At 68.6% G+C, this 20,773-nt stretch carries 20 protein-coding genes and 1 tRNA gene; 11 read left to right on the forward strand and 10 right to left on the reverse strand.

From position 1 onward, the window contains the following. The 6 genes from Q5H91_RS12600 to Q5H91_RS12625 form a co-directional block, all read left to right on the forward strand. Window positions 1–1,031, forward strand: a 1,031-nt coding sequence (locus Q5H91_RS12600) for a murein hydrolase activator EnvC family protein (RefSeq protein ID WP_305173771.1), incomplete at its 5' end; no start/stop codon positions are given. Window positions 1,032–1,268: 237 nt separating this feature from the next. Next, window positions 1,269–2,630 carry a S41 family peptidase gene (locus tag Q5H91_RS12605; protein ID WP_305173772.1) on the forward strand — a complete coding sequence of 454 codons (1,362 nt, stop codon included), beginning with the start codon at window positions 1,269–1,271 and terminating at the stop codon, window positions 2,628–2,630. A gap of 4 nt (window positions 2,631–2,634) precedes the next feature. Next, window positions 2,635–3,117, forward strand: a complete 483-nt coding sequence (locus Q5H91_RS12610) for a disulfide bond formation protein B (protein ID WP_305173773.1) — start codon at window positions 2,635–2,637, stop codon at window positions 3,115–3,117. Further along, the gene (locus Q5H91_RS12615; RefSeq protein WP_305173774.1) at window positions 3,114–3,650 is read left to right on the forward strand and encodes a demethoxyubiquinone hydroxylase family protein; all 537 of its coding nucleotides are present in this window, start codon (window positions 3,114–3,116) and stop codon (window positions 3,648–3,650) included. The genes Q5H91_RS12610 and Q5H91_RS12615 overlap by 4 nt, the downstream gene beginning before the upstream one ends. 15 nt (window positions 3,651–3,665) lie before the next feature. Continuing rightward, window positions 3,666–4,118, forward strand: coding sequence for a hypothetical protein (locus Q5H91_RS12620; protein ID WP_305173775.1), 453 nt, complete (start codon window positions 3,666–3,668; stop codon window positions 4,116–4,118). Between the two features lie 117 nt (window positions 4,119–4,235). Beyond that, a complete protein-coding gene (locus tag Q5H91_RS12625) occupies window positions 4,236–5,627 on the forward strand; it encodes a hypothetical protein (RefSeq protein ID WP_305173776.1) in 1,392 nt (463 codons plus the stop codon). Here Q5H91_RS12625 and Q5H91_RS12630 read toward each other — a convergent pair. The 4 genes from Q5H91_RS12630 to cpdR all read right to left on the reverse strand — a co-directional run bounded on the left by Q5H91_RS12630 (window position 5,608) and on the right by cpdR (window position 10,189). Further along, on the reverse strand, window positions 5,608–6,243 hold the full coding sequence (locus Q5H91_RS12630; protein ID WP_305173777.1) for a DedA family protein: 636 nt from the start codon (window positions 6,241–6,243) through the stop codon (window positions 5,608–5,610). The two genes, Q5H91_RS12625 and Q5H91_RS12630, sit on opposite strands and share 20 nt — an antisense overlap. 102 nt (window positions 6,244–6,345) lie before the next feature. Then, entirely contained in the window at window positions 6,346–9,408 is a 3,063-nt protein-coding gene (locus Q5H91_RS12635; protein WP_305173778.1) for a TonB-dependent receptor domain-containing protein, read from the reverse strand. A gap of 283 nt (window positions 9,409–9,691) precedes the next feature. Further along, window positions 9,692–9,766, reverse strand: a tRNA-Val gene (locus Q5H91_RS12640). Window positions 9,767–9,811: 45 nt separating this feature from the next. Continuing rightward, on the reverse strand, window positions 9,812–10,189 hold the full coding sequence (gene cpdR, locus Q5H91_RS12645; RefSeq protein WP_305173779.1) for a cell cycle two-component system response regulator CpdR: 378 nt from the start codon (window positions 10,187–10,189) through the stop codon (window positions 9,812–9,814). A 100-nt stretch (window positions 10,190–10,289) separates the two neighbouring features. Here cpdR and Q5H91_RS12650 point away from each other — a divergent pair, with 100 nt between their 5' ends. After that, on the forward strand, window positions 10,290–11,126 hold the full coding sequence (locus tag Q5H91_RS12650) for an N-formylglutamate amidohydrolase (RefSeq protein ID WP_305173942.1): 837 nt from the start codon (window positions 10,290–10,292) through the stop codon (window positions 11,124–11,126). Window positions 11,127–11,303: 177 nt separating this feature from the next. Here the strand turns inward: Q5H91_RS12650 and Q5H91_RS12655 are convergent, their stop codons facing one another. The 3 genes from Q5H91_RS12655 to Q5H91_RS12665 form a co-directional block, all read right to left on the reverse strand. Then, window positions 11,304–11,840, reverse strand: coding sequence for a cytochrome b (locus Q5H91_RS12655; RefSeq protein WP_305173780.1), 537 nt, complete (start codon window positions 11,838–11,840; stop codon window positions 11,304–11,306). 86 nt (window positions 11,841–11,926) lie between these two features. Further along, complete coding sequence (locus Q5H91_RS12660; protein WP_305173781.1) at window positions 11,927–12,697, reverse strand: SapC family protein; 771 nt, start codon at window positions 12,695–12,697, stop codon at window positions 11,927–11,929. Between the two features lie 65 nt (window positions 12,698–12,762). After that, window positions 12,763–14,211 (reverse strand): FAD-binding oxidoreductase, encoded by a 1,449-nt coding sequence (locus tag Q5H91_RS12665; protein ID WP_305173782.1) that lies wholly within the window; start codon window positions 14,209–14,211, stop codon window positions 12,763–12,765. Between the two features lie 62 nt (window positions 14,212–14,273). On the opposite strand from Q5H91_RS12665, the gene Q5H91_RS12670 reads away from it, so the two are divergent. Next, complete coding sequence (locus Q5H91_RS12670; RefSeq protein WP_305173783.1) at window positions 14,274–14,726, forward strand: hypothetical protein; 453 nt, start codon at window positions 14,274–14,276, stop codon at window positions 14,724–14,726. Window positions 14,727–15,063: 337 nt separating this feature from the next. Here Q5H91_RS12670 and Q5H91_RS12675 read toward each other — a convergent pair whose 3' ends face one another. Continuing rightward, a complete protein-coding gene (locus Q5H91_RS12675) occupies window positions 15,064–16,656 on the reverse strand; it encodes an isocitrate lyase (protein ID WP_305173784.1) in 1,593 nt (530 codons plus the stop codon). A 207-nt stretch (window positions 16,657–16,863) separates the two neighbouring features. Continuing rightward, on the reverse strand, window positions 16,864–17,019 hold the full coding sequence (locus tag Q5H91_RS12680; protein ID WP_305173785.1) for a hypothetical protein: 156 nt from the start codon (window positions 17,017–17,019) through the stop codon (window positions 16,864–16,866). 151 nt (window positions 17,020–17,170) lie between these two features. Between Q5H91_RS12680 and Q5H91_RS12685 the strand changes: the two genes are divergently transcribed. Both Q5H91_RS12685 and Q5H91_RS12690 read left to right on the forward strand, forming a co-directional pair. Next, the gene (locus tag Q5H91_RS12685; RefSeq protein WP_305173786.1) at window positions 17,171–18,559 is read left to right on the forward strand and encodes a helix-turn-helix domain-containing protein; all 1,389 of its coding nucleotides are present in this window, start codon (window positions 17,171–17,173) and stop codon (window positions 18,557–18,559) included. 139 nt (window positions 18,560–18,698) lie between these two features. Beyond that, the gene (locus Q5H91_RS12690) at window positions 18,699–19,184 is read left to right on the forward strand and encodes a PilZ domain-containing protein (protein WP_305173787.1); all 486 of its coding nucleotides are present in this window, start codon (window positions 18,699–18,701) and stop codon (window positions 19,182–19,184) included. 17 nt (window positions 19,185–19,201) lie between these two features. Here the strand turns inward: Q5H91_RS12690 and Q5H91_RS12695 are convergent, their stop codons facing one another. Then, a complete protein-coding gene (locus Q5H91_RS12695) occupies window positions 19,202–19,825 on the reverse strand; it encodes a hypothetical protein (protein WP_305173788.1) in 624 nt (207 codons plus the stop codon). A gap of 79 nt (window positions 19,826–19,904) precedes the next feature. Between Q5H91_RS12695 and Q5H91_RS12700 the strand changes: the two genes are divergently transcribed. Continuing rightward, window positions 19,905–20,771: a PEPxxWA-CTERM sorting domain-containing protein gene (locus Q5H91_RS12700; protein WP_305173789.1), complete on the forward strand. Its 867-nt coding sequence runs from the start codon at window positions 19,905–19,907 to the stop codon at window positions 20,769–20,771. Window positions 20,772–20,773 lie beyond the last annotated feature (2 nt).

A 20,773-nucleotide genomic window follows, 5' to 3' on the forward strand; every position in this document is an offset into this window, starting at 1 on the left:
GTGCGCGGGCCGAGCGGCTGCTGATCGCCGCTGCGGCCGAGAGCGACGCGGCAACCCGCGCCGCGGCCGAGCGGCAGGGCCTGTCGGCGCGGGTCGACGCCGCCCAGGCGGAACTGGTCGCGGCGGAGACGCAGGCGGCGATCGTCGCCCGCCTGCTTGCCCAGCGCCGTGCCGCACTCGCCGCCGAGCAGGCGCCGGTCGCCGGCCTGCTCGCCGCGCTCCAGTCGCTCACCCTGCGTCCGGCGGCGGTGACGCTCGCCCAGCCGGGGTCGGTCGACGATCTCGTCCATCTCCGCGCCGTGCTGACCACCGTGATCCCCGCGATCCGCAACCGCACCGGCGCGATCCGCGCGCAGGTCGCGGCGACGCGGGTCCTGGGCGAGCGGGCGGACGCGGCCGGGCAGGCGCTGCGCATGGGGCGCAAGCGGCTGGACGCCGAACAGCAGGCGCTCGCCGCCGCGGAGGCGCGGCACCGCAGCCGCGCCGCAGAACTGGGCCGCGGGGCCCTGTCCGAATCGGACCGTGCGCTGGCGCTGGGCGAGGCGGCGCGCGACCTGCTCGACCAGATGGCGGAGGAGGGGAAGGGACAGGCGACGCTCGCCACGCTCGCCCGCCTGTCCGGCCCGCTCGCCCGCGCCGGCAGTACGGAGATGCCGCCGCCGCCGGCCGGCATCTACCGGCTGCCCGTGCAGGGTCGGCTGGTCACGGGCTTCGGCGAGATATCCGAAGCGGGCGTGCGCTCGCGCGGGCTGACCATCGCCGTGCCGGCCGATACGCCCGTCGTCGCGCCGGCGGACGGCACGATCCGCTACGCCGGCGCCTTTCGCGGCTATGGCCGGATCGTCATCGTCGATCACGGCGAGGGCTGGACCAGCCTGGTCACCGGCATGGGGCCGCTGACGGTCGTGCTCGGCCAGATCGTCCATGCCGGCGACACGCTGGGGCAGGTGGGGGTGGGCGACGACCCTCGCATCACCGTCGAACTCCGCCGCAACGGTCGGCCCGTCGATGCCGCGGCGCTGGTGGGGTGACCCAAATCCTCCCTGCATGGAGAGGGGGACCGCCGCGAAGCGGTGGTGGAGGGGTGTCGCCGCTCGCGGTGAAGGCCCGCCAGAACGGCCGGCGACACCCCTCCATCATGGCTATGCCATGCCACCTCCCCTTGCAGGGAAGGATTCAGGGTCAGCCCCCGTTCAGCCGAACCCGGCTTTGCTCCCGCCTGCACAAGCGGCTAGGATCGGTCGCTCATGTCGAACCCAAGGCCTGCCATGCGTCGTCCGCTCCTGACTGCCACCGCGATCCTCGCCGCGATGTCCGCGATCCCGCTCGCCACCGCCGCGATGGCGGCCGCGGATACCGACACCTATCGCGAGTTCGACCAGTTTCTCGACGTCTTCAACCGTATCAAGGCGAACTATGTCGACCAGGTCGACGACAAGACCCTTATCAAGGGCGCGATCGACGGGATGCTCGCCTCGCTCGACCCGCATTCGGTGTATGAGACCGGCGTCGACTACGACAATCTCCGCATCATGACCGAGGGGGCCTATGGCGGCCTCGGCCTGACGGTCGGGATGCAGGACGGCGCGGTGAAGGTGATCGCCCCGCAGGAGGATACGCCGGCCGACCGCGCCGGGATCAAGGCAGGCGACCTGATCCTGCGCATCAACGGCGAGCTGGCCTATGGCCTGACGCTCGACCAGGCGGTCGGCAAGATGCGCGGTCCCTCGGGCAGCAAGATCACCCTGTCGCTGGTCCGCGCCGGCCGCGACAAGCCGATCGACGTGACGATGGTGCGCGAGCGCATCGTCCAGAAACCGGTGAAGTGGGAGGTGCGCGGCGACGTCGGCTATATCAACATCAACACCTTCTCCAAGAACACCGGCGCCGAGACGCGCGCGGCGGTGGCGGCGATCACCCAGTCGCTCGGCCACAAGCCGCTCGGCTATGTCGTCGATGTCCGCAACAATGGCGGCGGCCTGCTCGACGAGGCGATCGCGGTCGCCGACACCTTCCTCGACAAGGGCGAGATCGTGTCGCAGCGCGGGCGCGGCACCGACATCGACCGCTATTATGCCGAGAGCCGCGTGCCCGGTGACGTCACCGGCGGGCTGCCGGTGGTGGTGCTGACCGACGCGGGCACCGCCTCGGCCTCGGAGATCGTCGCCGGTGCGCTGCAGGACCATCACCGCGCGCTGGTGATGGGCGAGCGCAGCTTCGGCAAGGGTTCGGTCCAGTCGGTGATCGAGCTGGGGCCGAACCGCGCGCTGAAGATCACGACGGCGCGCTACTACACCCCCTCCGGCCACTCGGTGCAGGAGGGCGGGATCGAGCCCGATATCCGCGTGCCCCAGCTGTCCGACCCCGATTACAAGGATCGCCCGATCATCCGCGAGGCGGACCTGCGCCGCCACCTGGTCAACGAGGGCAAGGCCGACGACAAGACGCTGGAGACGGATACCAAGGACGATCCCCGCTTCACCGCCACCGCGGAGGAGCTGAAGAAGCAGGGCATCGACGACTTCCAGCTCAACTACGCGCTGAAGACCATCGCCCGCCTCGGCGGCGCCGCGCAGGTCGCGGCGGCGACCAAGCCGCGGCCGGTCGCCACCCCCACGGCGGTGAAGTGACCCCATGACGCGGCGTTTCGGCCCGGCGCACTGGCTCGCCTTCCTCCTGCCGCTCTCTCTTCTCGCCGGAGTGTGGGGCGCGCAGCTGATCGGCGGGCTCTACCCGTGCGAGATGTGCCATTGGCAGCGCTGGCCGCATTATGCCGCACTTGGCATCGCCGCGCTCGCCTTCCTGGTGCCGCAGCCGCGCGCCCGCCGCGCGCTGGTCGCGCTCGCTGCCGTTGCCATCGCGGTGTCGGGGGCGATCGGGGTCGCCCATGCCGGGGTCGAATATGGCTGGTGGCACGGCTTCACCGCCTGCACCTCGACGATCGACTTTTCCGGCCTCGCGCCCAGCCAGCGGCTCGACGCGATCATGAAAGCGCCGCTGATCCGCTGCGACCGTCCGGCCTGGACGCTGTTCGGCATCTCGCTGGCCGGGTTCAACGCCCTCTTCTCGCTCGGCGGTGCGATCACCATCTTGGCGCTGTTGAGGAGAGCGCGATGAAGGCATGGCAACCGGGTGACCGGCATGAGGCGACCGACGCGATGATCCGCGTCGACCAGGCCGGCGAGTATGGCGCGACCCGCATCTATGCCGGACAGCTGGCGGTGCTGGGCGACCGTCACCCTGCATCGCGCGCGATCCACCACATGGCCGCGCAGGAAGAGCGCCACCGCGCCTTCTTCGACCGGATGATCGCCGAGCGTGGCGTGCGGCCGACCCTGCTCCAGCCGTTCTGGAACGTCGCCGGTTTCGCACTGGGCGCGGCGACCGCGGCGCTGGGGCCGGACGCGGCGATGGCCTGCACCGCCGCGGTCGAGACCGAGATCGACAAGCACTATGCCGAACAGCTCGCCGAACTGGGCGACAGCGATCCCGAGCTGTCGGAGGCGATCGCCGATTTCCAGGCCGAGGAGCTGGAGCACCGCGACCATGCACTGGCCGCAGGGGCGGAGAACGCGTTCGGCTATCCGATCCTGTCGGGCGTGATCCGGCTGGGCTGTAAGGTCGCGATCGCGGCCGCCAAGCGTATCTGAGTTGGGAGAGCAGGTGTGAAGAAACTGGCGATTCTCGCCGTGGCGCTGGGATTGGCGACCCCTGCCGTGGCGCAGCAGGCGGCGCTGCCCGGCGCGGAGCGGCCCCGCCCGGTCCAGCAGCAGACCGGCGTCGGGCGCGGCGCCCCGGTCAACGGCGTCCTCGTCCTCTACGGCAACGAGAAATGCCCGACCAACAGCGACGGCGACGAGATCGTGATCTGCGAACACCGCAGCGCGCAGGAACAATATCGTGTCCCCAAGGAGCTGCGCGACCTCCAGATCACGCCCGAGAACCAGAGCTGGGCGGTCCGCGCGCAGGACACGCTGAGCGCAGGCGTCGGCGTCAACGGCATCGGCAGCTGCTCGCCCGTCGGTCCTGGCGGCGCCACCGGCTGCTTCGGCCAGGCCGCCCGCGCCAACCGCGCGATTAACAAGGCGCGCAAGGCCGAAGAGACGCCGGCCGACTGAGCGGCGGTTGGTCGCACCCAAGCACGTGCTCCCGCGAAGGCGGGAGCCCAGTGTTCTGGGCATGAGCGAAACACCGGGTTCCCGCCTTCGCGGGAACACGGATAGGGTCGGCGTGACATGACCACCCCTGCACCCCGCAAGATCCTCCTCTTCCTCCTCGTCTGGCTCTCCGCCGCATGGTTCGGATCGTGGGAGTTCAACCCCAACAACGCCACCCGCCTGTTCGCCGCGATCAGCCTGGTCGAGGACGGCGACGCGCGGATCGACGAATTCGCCCCGCTGACGATCGACAAGGCGCAGTTCGACGGCCACGTCTTCCTCGACAAGGCGCCGGGCATGACGCTGATGGCCCTGCCCGCCGTGGCGCTTGCCACCGCAGTCACGGGCGAGCGGTCGACCGCGATGCCGCTGCGCTTCGACGATCCCGCCCTCGGTCGCTTCCTCCGGCTCCGCCTGCGCCTTGCCGCCGCGAGCGGCCCGGCGCTGCTCACCGCGATCGCTGCGGTGTTGCTCTACGACCTTGCCCTCGCGCTCACCGGCAGCGCGGCGGCGGCACTGGTCGCGGCGCTCGGCTACGCGCTCGGCACGCCGGCCTGGGGCTGGTCGACGACGATCGCTGGCCATGCCGCGGTGGCGGCGCTCTATGTGATCGCGGTGTGGGCGCTATGGCAGGGCAGGGGGCGTTATGCGCTGCTCGGCGGGGCGGCGCTCGGCTGGGCGGTGGTCGTCGAGTATCAGGCGGTCCTCGCCGGCCTCGCCATTGCCTTCTGGGCGGCGTGGCAGTGGCGCACCCGGCTCGACCATCGCCGCCTGCTCGCCCTCGCAGCGGCGGGCGGGGTGGTCGCGCTGCTGCCGCTTGGCGCCTATAACCAGCTCGCCTTCGGTACGCCGTTCCGCATCGCCTATGCGGGGGTGCAGGGGTTCGAGGGCATGCAGCAGGGCCTGTTCGGGCTCACCTGGCCACGCCCGCGCGTGCTGCTCGAGATCCTTGTCGGCGACCGGCGCGGGCTGTTCTGGTGTGCGCCGGTGCTGCTACTGGCGCCGATGGGCCTCAGCCTGATCGCCGAGCGTCCGCGCACCCGCGGCCTCGCCGCGGTGGCCGCGGCGGTGATCGCCATCGTCCTCCTCGTCAACGCCGCCTATTTCTACTGGGACGGCGGCAATTCCACCGGCCCGCGCCACGCCGTCCCGCTGGTCGGCCTCGCCGCGCTCGGGCTGGCGGCGGCGTGGCAGGCGGGCGGCTGGACCCGCCTCGCCATCGCCGTGCTGCTGCCCGTGTCGATGGCGATCAACCTGATGATCGCCGCCGCCGAGATCTTCGCACCGCCCGAATATCGCTGGCCACTGTGGAGCGCGGTGTACGAGCTGCGCTTCAGCCGCGGCGACCTGCGCAGCTGGCCCAGCGAGTGGCTCGGCTGGACGCCATGGCACGGCTTCCAGCTCTACCTAGCGGTCGCGCTGCCTTTGCTGCTGCTGCTGGTACGCAGCGTCAGGCGCGGTTCTTCCTGATCCCGCGCACCCGGTGCCAGACATAGAAGCCGACCGCCGCGACCAGCACCAGCCCGATCGCCAGATCCGCCTGGTGGAAGAACGCCTTCAGTCGCGGGTCGCTGTTCCACTTGTCGCCCAGCGTCATGCCGATCCATGCCAGTCCCAGGCAGAACGGCCACGACCCGATGAAGGTATAGAGGTGGAACGGCACCAGCTTCATCCGCGCGACGCCGGCCGGAAAGGCGATAAAGGTGCGGATCACCGGCAGCAGCCGCCCGATCAGCACCGCCGCCGGCCCCCAGCGCGCGAAGAAGCGGTCCGCCATGTCCAGCTCGTCCGCGCCGATCAGCAGATACCGTCCCCAGCGCTCCGCCAGCGGCCGGCCGCCGCGCTTGCCGACCTCGTAGGCGACGATCGAGCCCAGGTTGCACCCCAGCGCCCCCGCCGTCGCCGCCAGGAACAGGTCGAACCGTCCCGTCGATACCAGATAGCCCGCGAACGGCATGATGATCTCCGACGGCAGCGGCACGCACGCGCTCTCGATCGCCATCAGCAACGCGATCCCGGCATATCCGCCCGACGAGATGACCCAGATGGTGAAACCCGCCAGGGCCGCGATGATCTTCTCGAACATAGGCGCCGCTTGGGCGAACCGACCGAAGCGGTCAACCGCAACCACTCTGCAGCGTGGCGGAGCGAAAAGGCGGCCATCCCGGTGGGACGGCCGCCGATCCGATCACCAGACCTTGGCGCGCAGACCCACGCGAAGGGTTCGGCCCCAGTTGTTGTAATACCAGGGATAGGTGTTCTGGAACGATCCCGTCCCGTTCGCTCCATAGCCGATGATCGGCGGATCCTTGTCGAACAGGTTCTGGGTGTTGAACCAGACCTGGACGTTCCGGGTCAGCGGGTACGTGATCGAAAGATCGAACAGGTTCTGCGGCGGCAGGCGCGGGATCAGCGGATAGGTGTCCGTGGTCCAGTTGGTGGGCTTGGATGCCAGTACGGGATCGGACGACCGCTTGGCATTGATCGTCGGTGCGGCATAGCGCCACGTCAGGTTGATGTTACCCTTCCACGGCATGTCCCAACCGATATTGGCATAGTGCCGATACCGGGGGGTCAGATCGTTGCAGAAGAAGCCGAAATAGCCAAGGCATGAATAGACGGGCGTTCCGGGCGCGAACTGGCGATCGTTCTTCAGAAAGACCGTGCCGTTCAGGCTCAGGTTCAATTGACCCAGATTGATGCCGATCCGATCCTTCGACAGTCTGATCGGATAGTATAGTCCGAAATCAATACCGTCGGTCCTCACGAAACCGGAATTGTTGTACCGCGCGTTGATCTCCGTCACGCGTCCATCGCTCGGATCCCGGCTGATAAGCCCGCAGAAGAATTCCGTATGCTGGTTGAAGCACTGGTCCGAGATCAGGTCCGTCCGCACCCACTCGAACGCACCCTGGATCTTGATCGAGTAATAGTCGAGCGAGGCCGAGAAGCCCGGCAGAAAGCGCGGCTGGGTCACGATGCCGGCGGTGATGCTCCGCGAGGTTTCGGGGCGAAGATTGGGATTGCCGCCGGGCCGGAACTGGGTGAGGCAGAAGCCGTTCTGGTCGCAATTGTTCGTCACCGCCAACGCATCATATTGCTGCTGCGTGATGCCGGAAGGAGCGCATTGCTCGAACGTCAGGCGCTGCTTTTGCGGGTCGCCTTCCTTCTGGGGCTTGCCAGGCATTGCGCAGCGATCTTCGAAATAGTTCTGATAGGGTACCGAACCCTGCAAACGCTCGAGGAAGCCACGCCGTACCGCCCGATTGATGCTGCCACGGAAACCAAGGCCGGCGAACGGACGATAGATGAAATCCGCCTTCCAGGTCTGCACCAGATTGTCGAGCGACTTGTACTTCGACGCGCGATACGCGCCGCTGATCGTCAGGTCCTCCAGCAGGGGCTTGGCCTGAACGATCGGCAACGACAATTCGCCGCCAAGTTCGTCGACGGTGTCGACGCCGGAATATTTCGACCACCAGGAGAACGCGCCGAAGCCCTGCTCGGATACGCGGTTCCAGCGATGCTCGGCAACCAGGGCGAAGCCGACGCCGTCGGAAGCGAACGGGCTCTTGATGCCGTACTTGTCCAGTCGGCCTGCGATGGAGCCGTTGATGACCATCTGCTCCTGCTTGACCTGGCTCGAGCCCGAGGAGGTCAGATAGGACCAGACCGCCGGATTGGGGCCGTTGGAGGTGAAGCCGTCAAGCGGGATGCAGTTCGGGTCCGTGCCGTCGACCACCGATTGACAGGTCGGCACGCCGTTGAAGTTGACGACCTGCATCGCCCGGATGAACAGCGGCGCCTTGCCCTGATCGAAGATGTTGGTACCGGCATAGTTCTCGACACGCTTCGAACGCTGGAAACCCAGGTCGAAGGTCATGTCATCGACCAGCTTGCCCGATAAATGCGCAGCGGCCCGCCACGTGCTGACGGCATAGGTATATCGGCCCGTATTGTCGGGACGATACACGTTCATCCACATCATTTCGGACTGGCCGGCCTGGCCGGCATTATCACCGCAGATGATCTGCGCCTGCTGTGCGCTGAGGAACGGGTTGTCGCACGGCATCATGAAACCCGGCGAGTAGAACCAGTTGCTGAACTGAACCTCGCCGCCGGACTTGTCGGAGCTGTACAGGAAGTTTGAATCCAGCTTCATCGACGATGTGATGTCGAAGGTCAGGAAACCGCCGGTGTTGACCCGGTTGACCCTGCGTTGCAGCCAGTCGTTCTGGGGCGTCCGCGTGATGTCGTCGACGTCATAGGGGCGAAAGTTGCGCGACCCGTCCTTGGCGTTCGTCCAGTCACCGCCACCGGCGCCGAACCAGTTATAGGGGTTCGCCTCGTTGAAGCCGCACGCCCAGGTGTCGTTCGCCAGGAACGCGCTATCCGGGGCATTCTGGTATACCGGGCAGCCGGTATGGTCGAACATGCTGATCTTCATCGGCATCAGCCGATTATAGGTGGCGAACACGCTGATGTTGCCGCGACCCTTTGCGAAATTCTGACCAGCGGCGATGCTGCCGAAATACGCTTCGCCGCCGAAGGCATGCCGGGGCGGTCGCGGATAACCGGCGTCGTCGAGCAGGTTGAGCATGAACTGATTGTCGTTCGTGCTCTGCTGTGCGCTCGCCTCGAAATTGAGTTGAACGCCGGTGAAGCGGCGCTTGACGATGTAGTTGACGACACCCGCGATCGCGTCCGATCCATAGACTGCCGAGGCGCCGCCGGTCAGGATGTCGATGCGCTCCAGCATCGGTGCCGGAATGACGTTGGCGTCATTGTCCATGCGATCACCATTGAGCAGCACGAGCGTGCGACCCGAGCCAAGGCCGCGCAGGTTTATGCGCGCGGGGCCCTTGCGCGGGTCGGTGCTGCTGCCGCGATCGCCCGTCATGGGCGCGATTTGCGGCATCAGGCTGAGCACGTCGCTCAGCCGGCCGAGCCCGCGATCGCCGATCATGTCCTTGTCGATGATGGCGAGCGGTGCAGACGTCGTCAGATCGGTGCGCCGGATGCGGCTGCCCGTGACGAGGATCTCGTCGGACGATGTCGCCGGGCGCTTCGTCTTCGTATCGGCTTTCTTGTCGGTCGTCGTATCCGTCCCGGCGCCGTCGGCGCTCGTGACATTCTGGTCAGCTGTTGCGTCGGCTGGTGTCGGCGCCACCTGGGCCTCTGCCCGGCTGGCGGCCCCCGCCATCAGCGGCATGACAGCGACGCTGCATAGCAACGCCATTACGCGGTCCATCAATTCCTCCCCCTTTTGATTCAGGGAAAATCGTATCCGGTATACTATGCGGTTCAAGAGGAAGTTTGGGTAGTATTCGGTGGCCTTAATATGTCGAGATTACCGGCAACTGCAGAGATGAGCGCCGGCATAGCCAACACGGTACGGCAGCATGGTGCCGTCGTCAGAGATGATGCCGGAACCCGCTGCGGTTCCGCACCTGCTCGGCATCCGCAAGGCGCCGGGAACCCGCGAACAGACAAAAAGCCCCGGAAATCGATCGATTTCCGGGGCTTTTGTAAAATGGTGGGCGTGGCAAGGATTGAACTTGCGACCCCTGCGATGTCAACACAGTGCTCTACCACTGAGCTACACGCCCACGAGGAGGGTGCCTCTAGCCGCGCTCTCGCGGCGGTGCAAGCGGTCAATTTAGGCCGGTGGCCAAATCCGTCTCGAACAGGCGTTCCACCTCCGCCACCAGCTCGCGCAGGTGGAAGGGTTTGGACAGGATGCGCGCATTCGGCATCGTCTCGCCGGCGCGCAGCGTCACCGCCGCGAAGCCGGTGATGAACATCACCCGCATGTCCGCGGCCAGCTCGCCGGCGCGGCGCGCCAGCTCGATGCCGTCCATCTCGGGCATGACGATGTCGGTCAGCAGCAGGTCGAAATGCTCGCGTTCCAGGAGCGGCAGCGCCGCGGTGCCGCGATCCACGGCGGTGACGGCATAGCCGGATTTCTGCAGCGCGCGGGTCAGATACTCGCGCATGACCTGGTCGTCCTCGGCCAGCAATATTCGGATCATGACAACGCCTCGCTTTACTCTTCCCGCTTATGTCGCACAGGGACCGGAATACCAGTCGAAAACCGCGCGTGGCCGTCCTAGGCTGAAACGCGTGGAACAGATGGGGAGTTTCGAGCGGCTGGGTGCCTCGGTGCCGGACACGCCGGTGATCGTGTCGGTGCCCCATGCCGGGCGCGACTATCCGGCGGCGCTCCTGCCGGCGTTGCGGGTGCCGGCGGGGGTGCTGACCGCGCTGGAGGATCGCTGGGTCGACGCGGTCGCGCTCGCTGCCCGTCGCGACGAGACGATGTTGATCCAGCGGCGCGCCCGCGCCTGGATCGACCTGAACCGCGGCGAGCACGAGCGCGACCCGCGCGTCGACGACGGCGCCGTCGCCGGCCATGCCCATGCCTCCGTGAAGGTGCGCAGCGGCCTTGGCCTGGTCCCTCGCCGCGCTTCGGGGGCGAGCGAGCTGTGGCGCCGTCGCTTCGCGGCGACCGATATCGAGGCGCGGATCGCGGCCGACCATCGTCCCTATCACGCCGCGCTGGAGGCGCTGCTGTGCGCCGCCCGTGCGCGCTTCGGCACCGCGGTGCTGCTCGACCTCCACTCCATGCCGTCGCTGGGGTCCGGGCAAGCGCAGATCGTGCTGGGCGACCGCTTCGGCCACGCCGCCGCGCCCCGCCTTGTCACGCGGATGGCGGCGGTGTTGAAGACGGCTGGGCAGGGGGTGCGGGTGGCGGTCAATGCCCCCTATGCCGGTGGCCATATCGTCGAGCGGCACGGCCGGCCCGCACGCGGCGTCCACGCGGTGCAGCTGGAGCTGGATCGCAGCCTCTATCTCGACGCGCGGCTCGACCAGCCGGGGGCGGGGCTGGCCGCGACGGCGGCGATGGTCCGCGCGGTCATCGACGGCCTTGCCGATGAGGTCGGCGGCCTTCCCCTCGCCGCCGAATAGCGCATAAAAAAACCACCCCGCGGGTAATCCGCACGGGGTGGCCAAGGTTCAGGGAGGAGACACGCTGAAAGCGTGTCGTACGGTGTCGCGAAAGGGGGGACACGAACCGTACAGGACATAAATGGGCGAGCCGCGCGATTGTTCAACCCCCTTGACGAAAATTAACCGCGATTTGCGCTACCGGTCGAGCGCCGGCGCCATCCGCCCCAATATGCCGTCGCGCAGGATCAGGCGGTGGCGCAGCGCCGCCGCGATGTGGAGCACGACCAGCGCCAGCATCAGCCAGCCGAGCAGCCCGTGCGCGTCGTGCCCGAACCCGCCCGCCGCCTCGCCGACCGGCAGATAGGGGAGGTCGAACAGCCCGAACCAGGTCAGCGGGCGCCGCGTCGCAGTGCCCGACACCATCAGCCAGCCGGTCACCGGCATCGCGATCATCAGCAGGTAGAGCGTCCAGTGGGTCGCATGTGCCAGCCCCCGCTCCCAGCCCGGAGTGCGCGCGGGCAGCGGCGGCGGGCGGTGCGTGATCCGCCACGCGACACGGCCGGCGGTCAGCGCCAGCACGGTCAGACCGATCGCCTTGTGCGCGGACATGAACCCGATCGCGTCGTGGAAGATGCCGATCGTCAGGTTGGCGATCACCAGTACCGCGATGGTCCAGTGGAACCACATCGCGACGGTCGAGTAGCGGGCGGTCTGTTCTGGGCGGGTGGTCATGCCGGTGGTCTCCTGTCGGGAGCCTCCAGCCTATGACCCACCCGGATGTTTGCAAGGGCCGGCGTGCGCCGCCAGCCCTTGCACGATCAGAACGTCGGCAGCTCGACGGGCGCCGGCGTGCCGCTGCGCTCGGCCTGGCGGGCGAAGATGTCGCGCATCAGCGCCAGCGAGAACAGGTGCGCGTAGATCAGCGGCAGCATCCCCGACTGCGAGATCTTGCGCAGCTGGTCGCCACGCAGGTTCGCCAGCTTCTCTTCATTCACCATCTGGAAGCCGCGATAGACGAAGGGCTGCGGCGCGCCCTGCAGCTCGATCGTGACCTCGCCGTCCATCAGCAGGTCCATCTCGCGCAGCTCGCGCATGAACTGCTGGGTGCGCAGGCCGGCCTGCTCGAACGTCTCGTTGAAGCCCAGGATCTGCTTGGTCGCCTCGCTCGGCTGGTCGCCGGCGAACAGCGGCTCGCCCTCGTCGAACGCGCCGAGCATGTTGGCCGACGGATCGAAGCACAGCGACAGCTCGTCCGCCTCGGGCCGCAGCCGCGCGAGCATGAACGGATAGCGGCGGATATACGCCGGCACGTAGATGTTCTCGCCCAGCTTGCCGGCGTCGTCGACGAACACGTTGACGCCCTCGTTCAGGCCCATCAGCGCCAGCGGGATCGCGTCGTCACCCATCGAGAAGACGATCGGCATGAAGCGCTGCACCAGCGGGAATTCCTCGACCGTCACCGGGATCGCGTGCTGCCCGACGAGGAAGGGGGCGGTGTCCTGCCCGCGGATCTTCCAGTCGCCGTGCTGCTGGCTGGAGAGCGGCTCGAGACCGTTGTAGAACAGGGGCAGTTGCGGCGCGCTGGCCATGGCAGGAACCTTCCTAAGATCTGTAATGCGCGCGGCCCCCCGGCCAGGCGCGATGGCGTCCGGCTCTATTGCGCGGGCGGTACGGGCGCAAGCAGCTTGCCGGGGTTGAGGATGCCGAGCGGGTCGAGCGCGACCTTGATCGCGGCGAGCGCCGCCAGCCGGCCGGGCGGGGCGAGCCGCGCCAGCTCCGCGCGCTTCATCTGGCCGATGCCGTGCTCGGCGGAGATGGTGCCGCCCGCCGCCGTCACCAGGTCGTGGACGAAGCGGCTGATCGCCGGTGCCTCCTCGGCATACCAGCGGTCGCGGTCGGCGGCGTCCCGGACATGGGCGGGCGCGCGGACGTGGAAGTGGATGTTGCCGTCGCCCAGATGGCCGAAGCCCGACGCGTGGGTTCCCGGAAAGCGCGCCTCGCACGCCGCCGCTGCCTCGATCATGAAGCGCGGCATCGCGTCGACAGGCACCGCGATGTCGTGCTGCGCCGCCGGCCCGGTCGCCCGCTCCGCGTCCGACAGCGAATCGCGCAGCGCCCAGAACGCCTCCGCCTGCGCCTCGCTAGCCGCGATCGTCGCGTCTTCGACCAGCCCATCGGCCAGCGCCGGCCCCAGCACCCGCTCGACGAAGGCGGCAGGCGGCTCGGCCGCGGCGCTGGCGGCGGTCGCCTCGATCAGCAGGTGCCAGCGATGCGCGCCGGCCAGCGGCGCCCGCGCGCCCGGCCGATGGGCGAGCGCCGCGGCCAGCGTCTCGGCCGGCAAGATCTCGAAGCTCTCCACCCCGTCGCCCGCGCGCTGGAAACGGCGGAGCAGCGCCAGCGCCGCTTCGGGGTCCGCCACCCCGGCCCAGGCCACCGCGCGCGCGGCGACGGCGGGCACCAGCTTCAGCGCGGCGGCGGTGACCACGGCCAGCGTCCCCTCCGCCCCGATCAGCAACTGGTCCAGGCTGTAGCCGCGATTGTCCTTGGCCAATGCGGCCAGCCCGTCATGCACCGACCCGTCGGCCAGCACCGCCTCGACCCCCAGCACCAGCCCGCGCATCGTGCCGAAGCGCAGCACCTGCGTACCCCCGGCGTTGGTCGACACCAGCCCACCGATCGTCGCGCTGCCCCGTGCACCCAGCGTCAGCGGAAAGCGCCGTTCGGTCTCCAGCGCCGCCGTGTGCAGCGTCTGGAGCACCACCCCCGCCTCTGCCACCACCATCGCCTCGCCCAGCGCGCGGATGCGATTCATCCGCCTGAGCGACAGGATCAGCGCGCTGCCGTCCTCGGGCGGGGTGGCGCCTGCGACCATCGAGCTGTTGCCCCCCTGCGGCACCAGCGACACCCGGTGCCGTGCCGCCGCCTGGACGATCGCGACGACATCGCCGGTCGACGCCGGTGCCAGCAGCGCGGGCGAGCGGCCATGCCAGCGCCCGCGCCAGTCCCGCTCCCACGGCGCGATCAGGGCGGGATCGGTGACGATTCCGGCGCGGTCGAGCCGGTGCGACAGGTCGGCGAGCATCGCCTGCTGGGCGGGGGTCATGCGGGCGCGCTACGCCCGGTTCAGCGATTGTTCAACGATTCCGGGCAAACGCGGGCGTGGTCATGGCCCATCCCGCGATCCCCGTCTCGATTCTCGCGCTGTCGGCGGCGGCCGTGCTGGCTGATCTGCCGGATGCGGCGGGCGCGCAGGTCGCGCAGGTGACGATCCACGAGCGGATCACGATCCGCGTGCCGCGCATGTCGCCCGCCCCCCTGCAGCGGGTCGTCGCGCCGCGCCGCGACTGGAAGGAGCATAAGGGCCCGAAATGCCTGCCGATGGGCGCCATCGCCGCCGCCGCGATCGCGGTGCCGGCAGCGGTCGACCTGCTGCTCGTCGACGGCCGGTGGGTTCGGGCGCGGCTGGAGGGCGACTGCCGCTCCGCCGATTTCTATGCGGGCCTCTACATTCGTCCTGGCCCCGACGGCCAGCTCTGCGCCGACCGCGACGCGATCCGCATCCGCTCCGGTGCAAAATGCCAGGTCGACACGTTCAAGCTGCTGACGCCGCGGGGCTGACCCGTTTCCCCGAAGGCGGGATTCGGTGGATTTCGCGCGAAGACGCCAAGACGCGAAGGGAAGAAGAAATAGTCGCGCGGAAGCGCGGAAGCGCGGAGACGCGGAGTTGTCGCATCCAGCCGAGCGGCAGCTTTCCCCAACCTCCAGTGATGGCAAAAGCGCGCTGTTGCGCACGAAACCCCTCCGCGTCTCCGCGGCTCCGCGTGAACCCGCTTCTTCTCTTGGCGTCTTAGCGCGAACCCACCTTCTTCCGTCATCCCCGCCTCTGCGGGAATGACGATTTGCAGGCGAAACAAGCGAGCCACCCCGACCTCCGTCGGGGTAGCTCGATCCGAAATCACGCCGCGAACTGGTTCATCGTGTTGTGCGCGCCGCCGGCCTTCAGCGCCGCCTCGCCCGCGAAATACTCCTTGTGGTCGTCGCCGATGTCGCTGCCCGACATGTTCTGGTGCTTCACGCACGCGATCCCCTGCCGGATCTCCTTGCGCTGCACGCCCTCGACATAGCCGAGCATCCCCGCATCGCCGAAATACTCCCGCGCCAGATTGTCGGTAGACAAGGCCGCCGTGTGGTAGGTCGGCAGGGTGATGAGGTGGTGGAAGATGCCCGCCCGCGCGCTCGCATCCCGCTGGAAGGTGCGGATCTTCTCGTCCGCGTCCTGTCCGAGCGCGGTCGTGTCGTAATCCGCGCTCATCAGCCGTGCCCGGTCATAGGCGGACACGTCGCGCCCCCCTGCAGCCCAGGCGTCGTACACCTGCTGGCGGAAGTTCAGCGTCCAGTTGAAGCTCGGCGAGTTGTTGTAGACCAGCTTGGCGTTGGGCACCGCCGCGCGGATGCGGTCGACCATGCCGGCGATCTGCTCGATATGCGGCTTCTCCGTCTCGATCCACAACAGGTCGGCGCCGTGCTGCAGCGAGGTGATGCAGTCGAGCACGCAGCGATCCTCGCCCGTTCCCGCGCGGAACTGGAACAGGTTCGACGCCAGCCGCTTGGGCCGCACCAGCCGGCCGTCCCGTTCGATCACCACGTCGCCGCGCAGCGATGCCAGGTCGGTCACCTCCTCGCAGTCGAGAAAGGCATTGTACTGGTCGCCCAGATCGCCCGGCTCCTTGGAATAGGCGATCTGCTTGGTCAGCCCGGCGCCGAGCGAATCGGTGCGGGTCACGATGATCCCGTCCTCGACCCCCAGCTCCAGAAAGGCGTAGCGGCAGGCGCGGACCTTCGCGAGGAAGTCCTCGTGCGGCACCGTCACCTTGCCGTCCTGATGCCCGCACTGTTTCTCGTCGGACACCTGATTCTCGATCTGGAGCGCGCAGGCGCCCGCCTCGATCATCTTCTTCGCCAGCAGGTACGTCGCCTCGGCATTGCCGAAACCGGCGTCGATGTCGGCGATGATCGGCACGACATGGGTTTCATGCGCGTCGATCGCGTGGATCAGCCGCTGCGCCTCGACCGCGTTGCCCACCTCGCGCGCCTTGTCCAGGTCGCGGAACAGCATCCCCAGCTCACGCGCGTCGGCCTGGCGCAGGAAGGTGTAGAGTTCCTCGATCAGCGCCGGCACGCTGGTCTTCTCGTGCATCGACTGGTCGGGCAGGGGGCCGAACTCGCTGCGCAGCGCCGCGATCATCCAGCCGGACAGATAGAGATAGCGGCCCTTGGTGGTGCCGAAATGCTTCTTGATGCTGATGATCTTCTGCTGCCCGATAAAGCCGTGCCAGCAACCCAGCGACTGGGTGTAGGCGGCCGGATCGGCATCATAGGCGGCCATGTCGCGCCGCATGATCGCGGCGGTATGGCGTGCGATATCCAGCCCGGTGCGGAACCGGTTCTGCGCCCGCATCCGCGCCACCGCCTGGGGGTCGATCCCCTCCCAGCCGCCCCGCTCCCCGATCACCTGCGCCGCCTGCGCGATGCCATCCTGATATGCCATTGTCGTTATCCTTACAGATTGCGTGGTCGGGTCGCTGCGGACTGCCCCATTGCTGGCGCTCGCTATTCCCATTGTCCCCGCCCAACACCGTCATCCCCGCGAAGGCGGGGATCCAGACACGCTGATGCCGCGATCTCAGTCATGAACGTCAGCGTCTATGGAATCCCGCCTGCGCGGGAATGACGGAATGGGATAGTCTAGGAATAGTCACCCCAGTCGGCCCAGCCGATGGTAGAGGTTGGAGAACTTGACCGACCGGGGATCGTCGGCGATCTTGCGGACGTAATCCGCAACTGCTTCCTTCATCAGGCCGAAGTCTTCGGTGGAGAAGACGGCGCGGCTGCGCTGCGGCTCGGTGCTCATGATAATCTCCTCTGTGCCCGTCGTGAATGTTGGGCCTGTTTACGCACAGCGAGCGCCGGCGCTCACCGAAAAGCGCAGCGAGCGCGGTGATCGGGTCGTGCTCCGCGCGGCTTTATCTTGTCACCCTGTAAATTCATTGACATGATCGGCCATGTCCGATCGCAAGCTCATCGCCGGCCCGCCGATCCGCCGCCTGCGCCGCCGCCACGGCCTCAGCCAGGCGGCCATGGCCGAAATGCTCGGCATCTCGCCCAGCTATCTCAACCTGGTGGAGCGCAACCATCGCCCCGTTTCCGCCTCGCTGCTGGTGGCGCTGGCCGAGCAGTTCGACTTCGATCCGCGAACCCTTGCCGCCGCGGAGCCGGGCGGCGGTGCCGACGCGATTCGCCGCCGCCTCGCCGATCCGCTGTTCGCCGATCTGGAAGTCGACCGCGCCGAGGTCGACGAGTGGCTCGCGGCCGCGCCCGGCGGGGCGGAGGCGTTCGCCCGCGCCTTCGACCGCAGCGGGGGCGGGGGCGGGGGCATGATCGCCGATATCGCCGATCCCATCGTCGAGGTGCGTCGCGCGATCGATCGCTGGCGCGGCCATTTCGCCGACCTCGATGCCGCCGCCGAGACCCTGGCCGACGAACTGCGGCTGACCGGCACCGACCTTTACGCCGCGATCGGCCAAAGGTTGACGGTCAAGCATCACCTGACGCTGCGCATCCTGCCGATCGACGTACTGCCGGACACGCTCCGCCGCCTCGATCTCCATGCCCGGCAGCTGCAACTCAGCGAGACGCTGAAACATGAGGACCGCCTGTTCGCCGTCGCATTCCAGCTCGCGCAACTTGAAGCGCGCGGCGAGATCGAGGCCGTGGCCCGCGGCGCCGGCTTTACCGACCGGGTCGCCGAGCGCCTGTTCCGCCGCCACCTGACCGGCTATTTCGCCGCCGCGCTCCTCATGCCCTATGCCCGCTTCCTGCGCGCGTGCGAGGCGAGCGGTTATGACCTCGACCTGCTTCAGCGCAGATTCGGCGTGGGGTTCGAGGCACTTGCCTTCCGCCTGACCACGCTGGGCCGTGTCGGTGCCCGCGGCCTTCCCTTCTTCATGGTTCGCATCGACCGTGCCGGGCAGCTTTCCAAGCGCCACGCCGGCGCCAGCGACGCTCCCCTGATCGCCGCATCGTACCGCTGCCCGCTGTGGCGCCTCCACCATGCGTTCGAGCGACCGGGCGACACGGCGGTCCAGCTCGTCGAGCTGGAGGACGGCGAACGCTGGCTCACCCTTTCCCGCAGCATTCGCCCGCAGGGCTGGCGCGCCGAGGACGTGCCGGCGGATTTCGCCGTCGGCCTGGGCGTGAAGGCCAGCCATATCGGTGCCTTGGCTGCCGCCCGCGGCATCGATCCGGGCGGCCCCGCCACCCCGATCGGGCTCGGCTGCCGCGCCTGCCTGCGCCCCGATTGCCGGCAGCGCTCCCACCCGCCGACCGGCCGCGCGCTACTGGTCAACGAGCGCGAGCGGCGTGGCACGGCATTGGAATTCGCCGGCGATTGAACGTCCGGTGAGAACTCGCGTAAGGGCGGGCTCTCGGCATTTGTGGGGACAGCGGCCCAACATCAATTCCGCGCCATTTACGCTCTCCTAACGATCCCCGGTGCAGAACCCGCGGCACGATGGGTTGGAGACGCGGGTCATGGCGCTGACTGCACAGCTATTTCGCGCGGACGACGAACGCGCATCGGACCGGCAATCGGTCAATCTGGACGGCACGCTCCGTCAGCAGGACGATCATCGTCCGCTCGACGTGATGATCGAGGATCTGTCGACGACCGGATTCCGGATGTCGTGCAGTGAGCCGCTCACGCTCGATTCGACCGTCACGATCGGCATTGCCGGCCTGGGCCGCCACACCGCGCGCGTCGTCCGCTCGGCCGCGCCCTATTATGGCTGCCGGTTCGTCGTTCCGGTCGATATTTCCGGCGCCGACGCGATCCCATCCTCCGGCAACATCGTCGCCGCCGATTTCGGCCGCGGATCGCCTGCCGCGTTCTTCACGCAGGAAGACGTGCCGCTCGACGCCGTCGAGCTGCGCATCCGCCAGTTCCGCGGGCCGATCATCGTTGCGGGGCTGCTGGTGCCGTGGGTGATCGCCGGTGCGGCCTGCGCCGCTCTGCTATGACGCGATCGGCGGCCCGGTCAGTAGAGCCAGCTGTCCCACTGCGCCGCCACGCGCCAGCCGCCGCCGGCCCGTTCCAGCGCGTAGGTCGTGCCCCAGTGATCGACGGTCACGGTGACGAAGCCGATGCGCGCGTCATGGACCAGCCGCGACAGCACGATCGTCCGCCCGCAGCCACCCGCCACCCGGTTCATCAGCCACCAGCGCACCTTCATCGTCGCGGGCGCCAGACTGCCGTCGAGGGTGAAGCCGGTCGACTGGCCGTCCTGCGACAGCGCCCTTGCCGCCGCCTCCAGCCTGGCCTGCTCCTCGCGCGGCAGCGCGTCGGCGGCATCGTCGGGCTCGCGAATGCGCAGCGTCTGGCGGTCGGTCGCATCGTCGAACAGCTGGCGGCCACCGACCTTGGGTTCGGCGCGCAGCGGCTCGGGCGTGCGCCACGGATGCTCGTCGGGCTCGCTGTTGACGCGCATCGTCCGATAGATCGCCAGCGGCTCGCCGCGCGGGCGGGAATCGACGCACAGGGCGGGGGCGCCTGATGAGCGGCCGCTCTCCAGCAGTGCCAGCGTCGCCCGCACGATCGCCGCGTCGTCGCCGACCGGCGGCGTCGCGCACCCGGCCAGCAGTACCGGCAGCACACACATCATGTGCGCCGAGCGCACCTTATCGATCTGCCGTCGCGCTCCCGTTCGGGATCGTCTATGGGCAGCACGCAGGATACGGATCATGAAGTCACCCCCACCCTGGACCCTAGCAACGCAGGAGCGTCGGTTCCAGTTCGTCGTCGTCGGCGGGCTGGTCGCGCTGGTCGCGATCGTGGCGCTGGCGCCGCATACCGAGCGCGCGTTGTTCGAGAACGGGCGCCTGCCGCTCGCCTTCGCCGCGGTCGTGCCCGAGGCGCCGCCCGCCGTCGGTGTGCTTCGCCGCTTCGGCTATATGGCGCCGCAGCCGTTCGCCCGCGCGTTCCGCACCGATCGCCGGTCGCCCAATGCCGTGACCGAGCAGCCGGAGACCAGCCCCGCCGTCGCACCCGACGCGCAGCCCTTCTTCGCCTCACCGGACGAGGCGCGTCCGCCGGTGCTGGTCGCCGATGCCGGCGCGCTGGCGCCGGTCGGCGTGTTCCCCGGCGGTGCGCTGCAGTTTGCGTCCTTCTCGCCGGGTGCGTCGGGCCTGAATAGCGGCGGTACGGCGGGAACGCCGGTTGCGGAGACGCCGGTCACAACCACGCCGGAGCCCGGCGCGACGCCGACGCCGGAAGCAACTCCGACTCCGACACCCAGCGCGACGCCGACCCCGACTCCGAGCGCCACACCGGCTCCCGAGGCGATGCCGACCCCCGGCACCACGCCAGAGCCGCAGCCGACCGCGACGCCGGCGCCCGAACCGACCGCCACGCCGGAGCCGCTGCCCACGGCCACGCCGATCCCGGAGCCGACGCCTGTGCTCCCGCCGATCGTCACCCCGACGCCGGATGAGCCGGTCACCGCGGTGCCGGAGCCTGCGACCTGGATGATGCTGCTGACCGGCATGGGCATCGTCGCCGCCGCGGTCCGCCGCAGCCGGCGTCGTCAGGGGCGCGTGGCCGAGGCCTGAAG

Source organism: Sphingomonas aurea, from assembly GCF_030678875.1.
GTDB lineage: Bacteria > Pseudomonadota > Alphaproteobacteria > Sphingomonadales > Sphingomonadaceae > Sphingomonas > Sphingomonas aurea.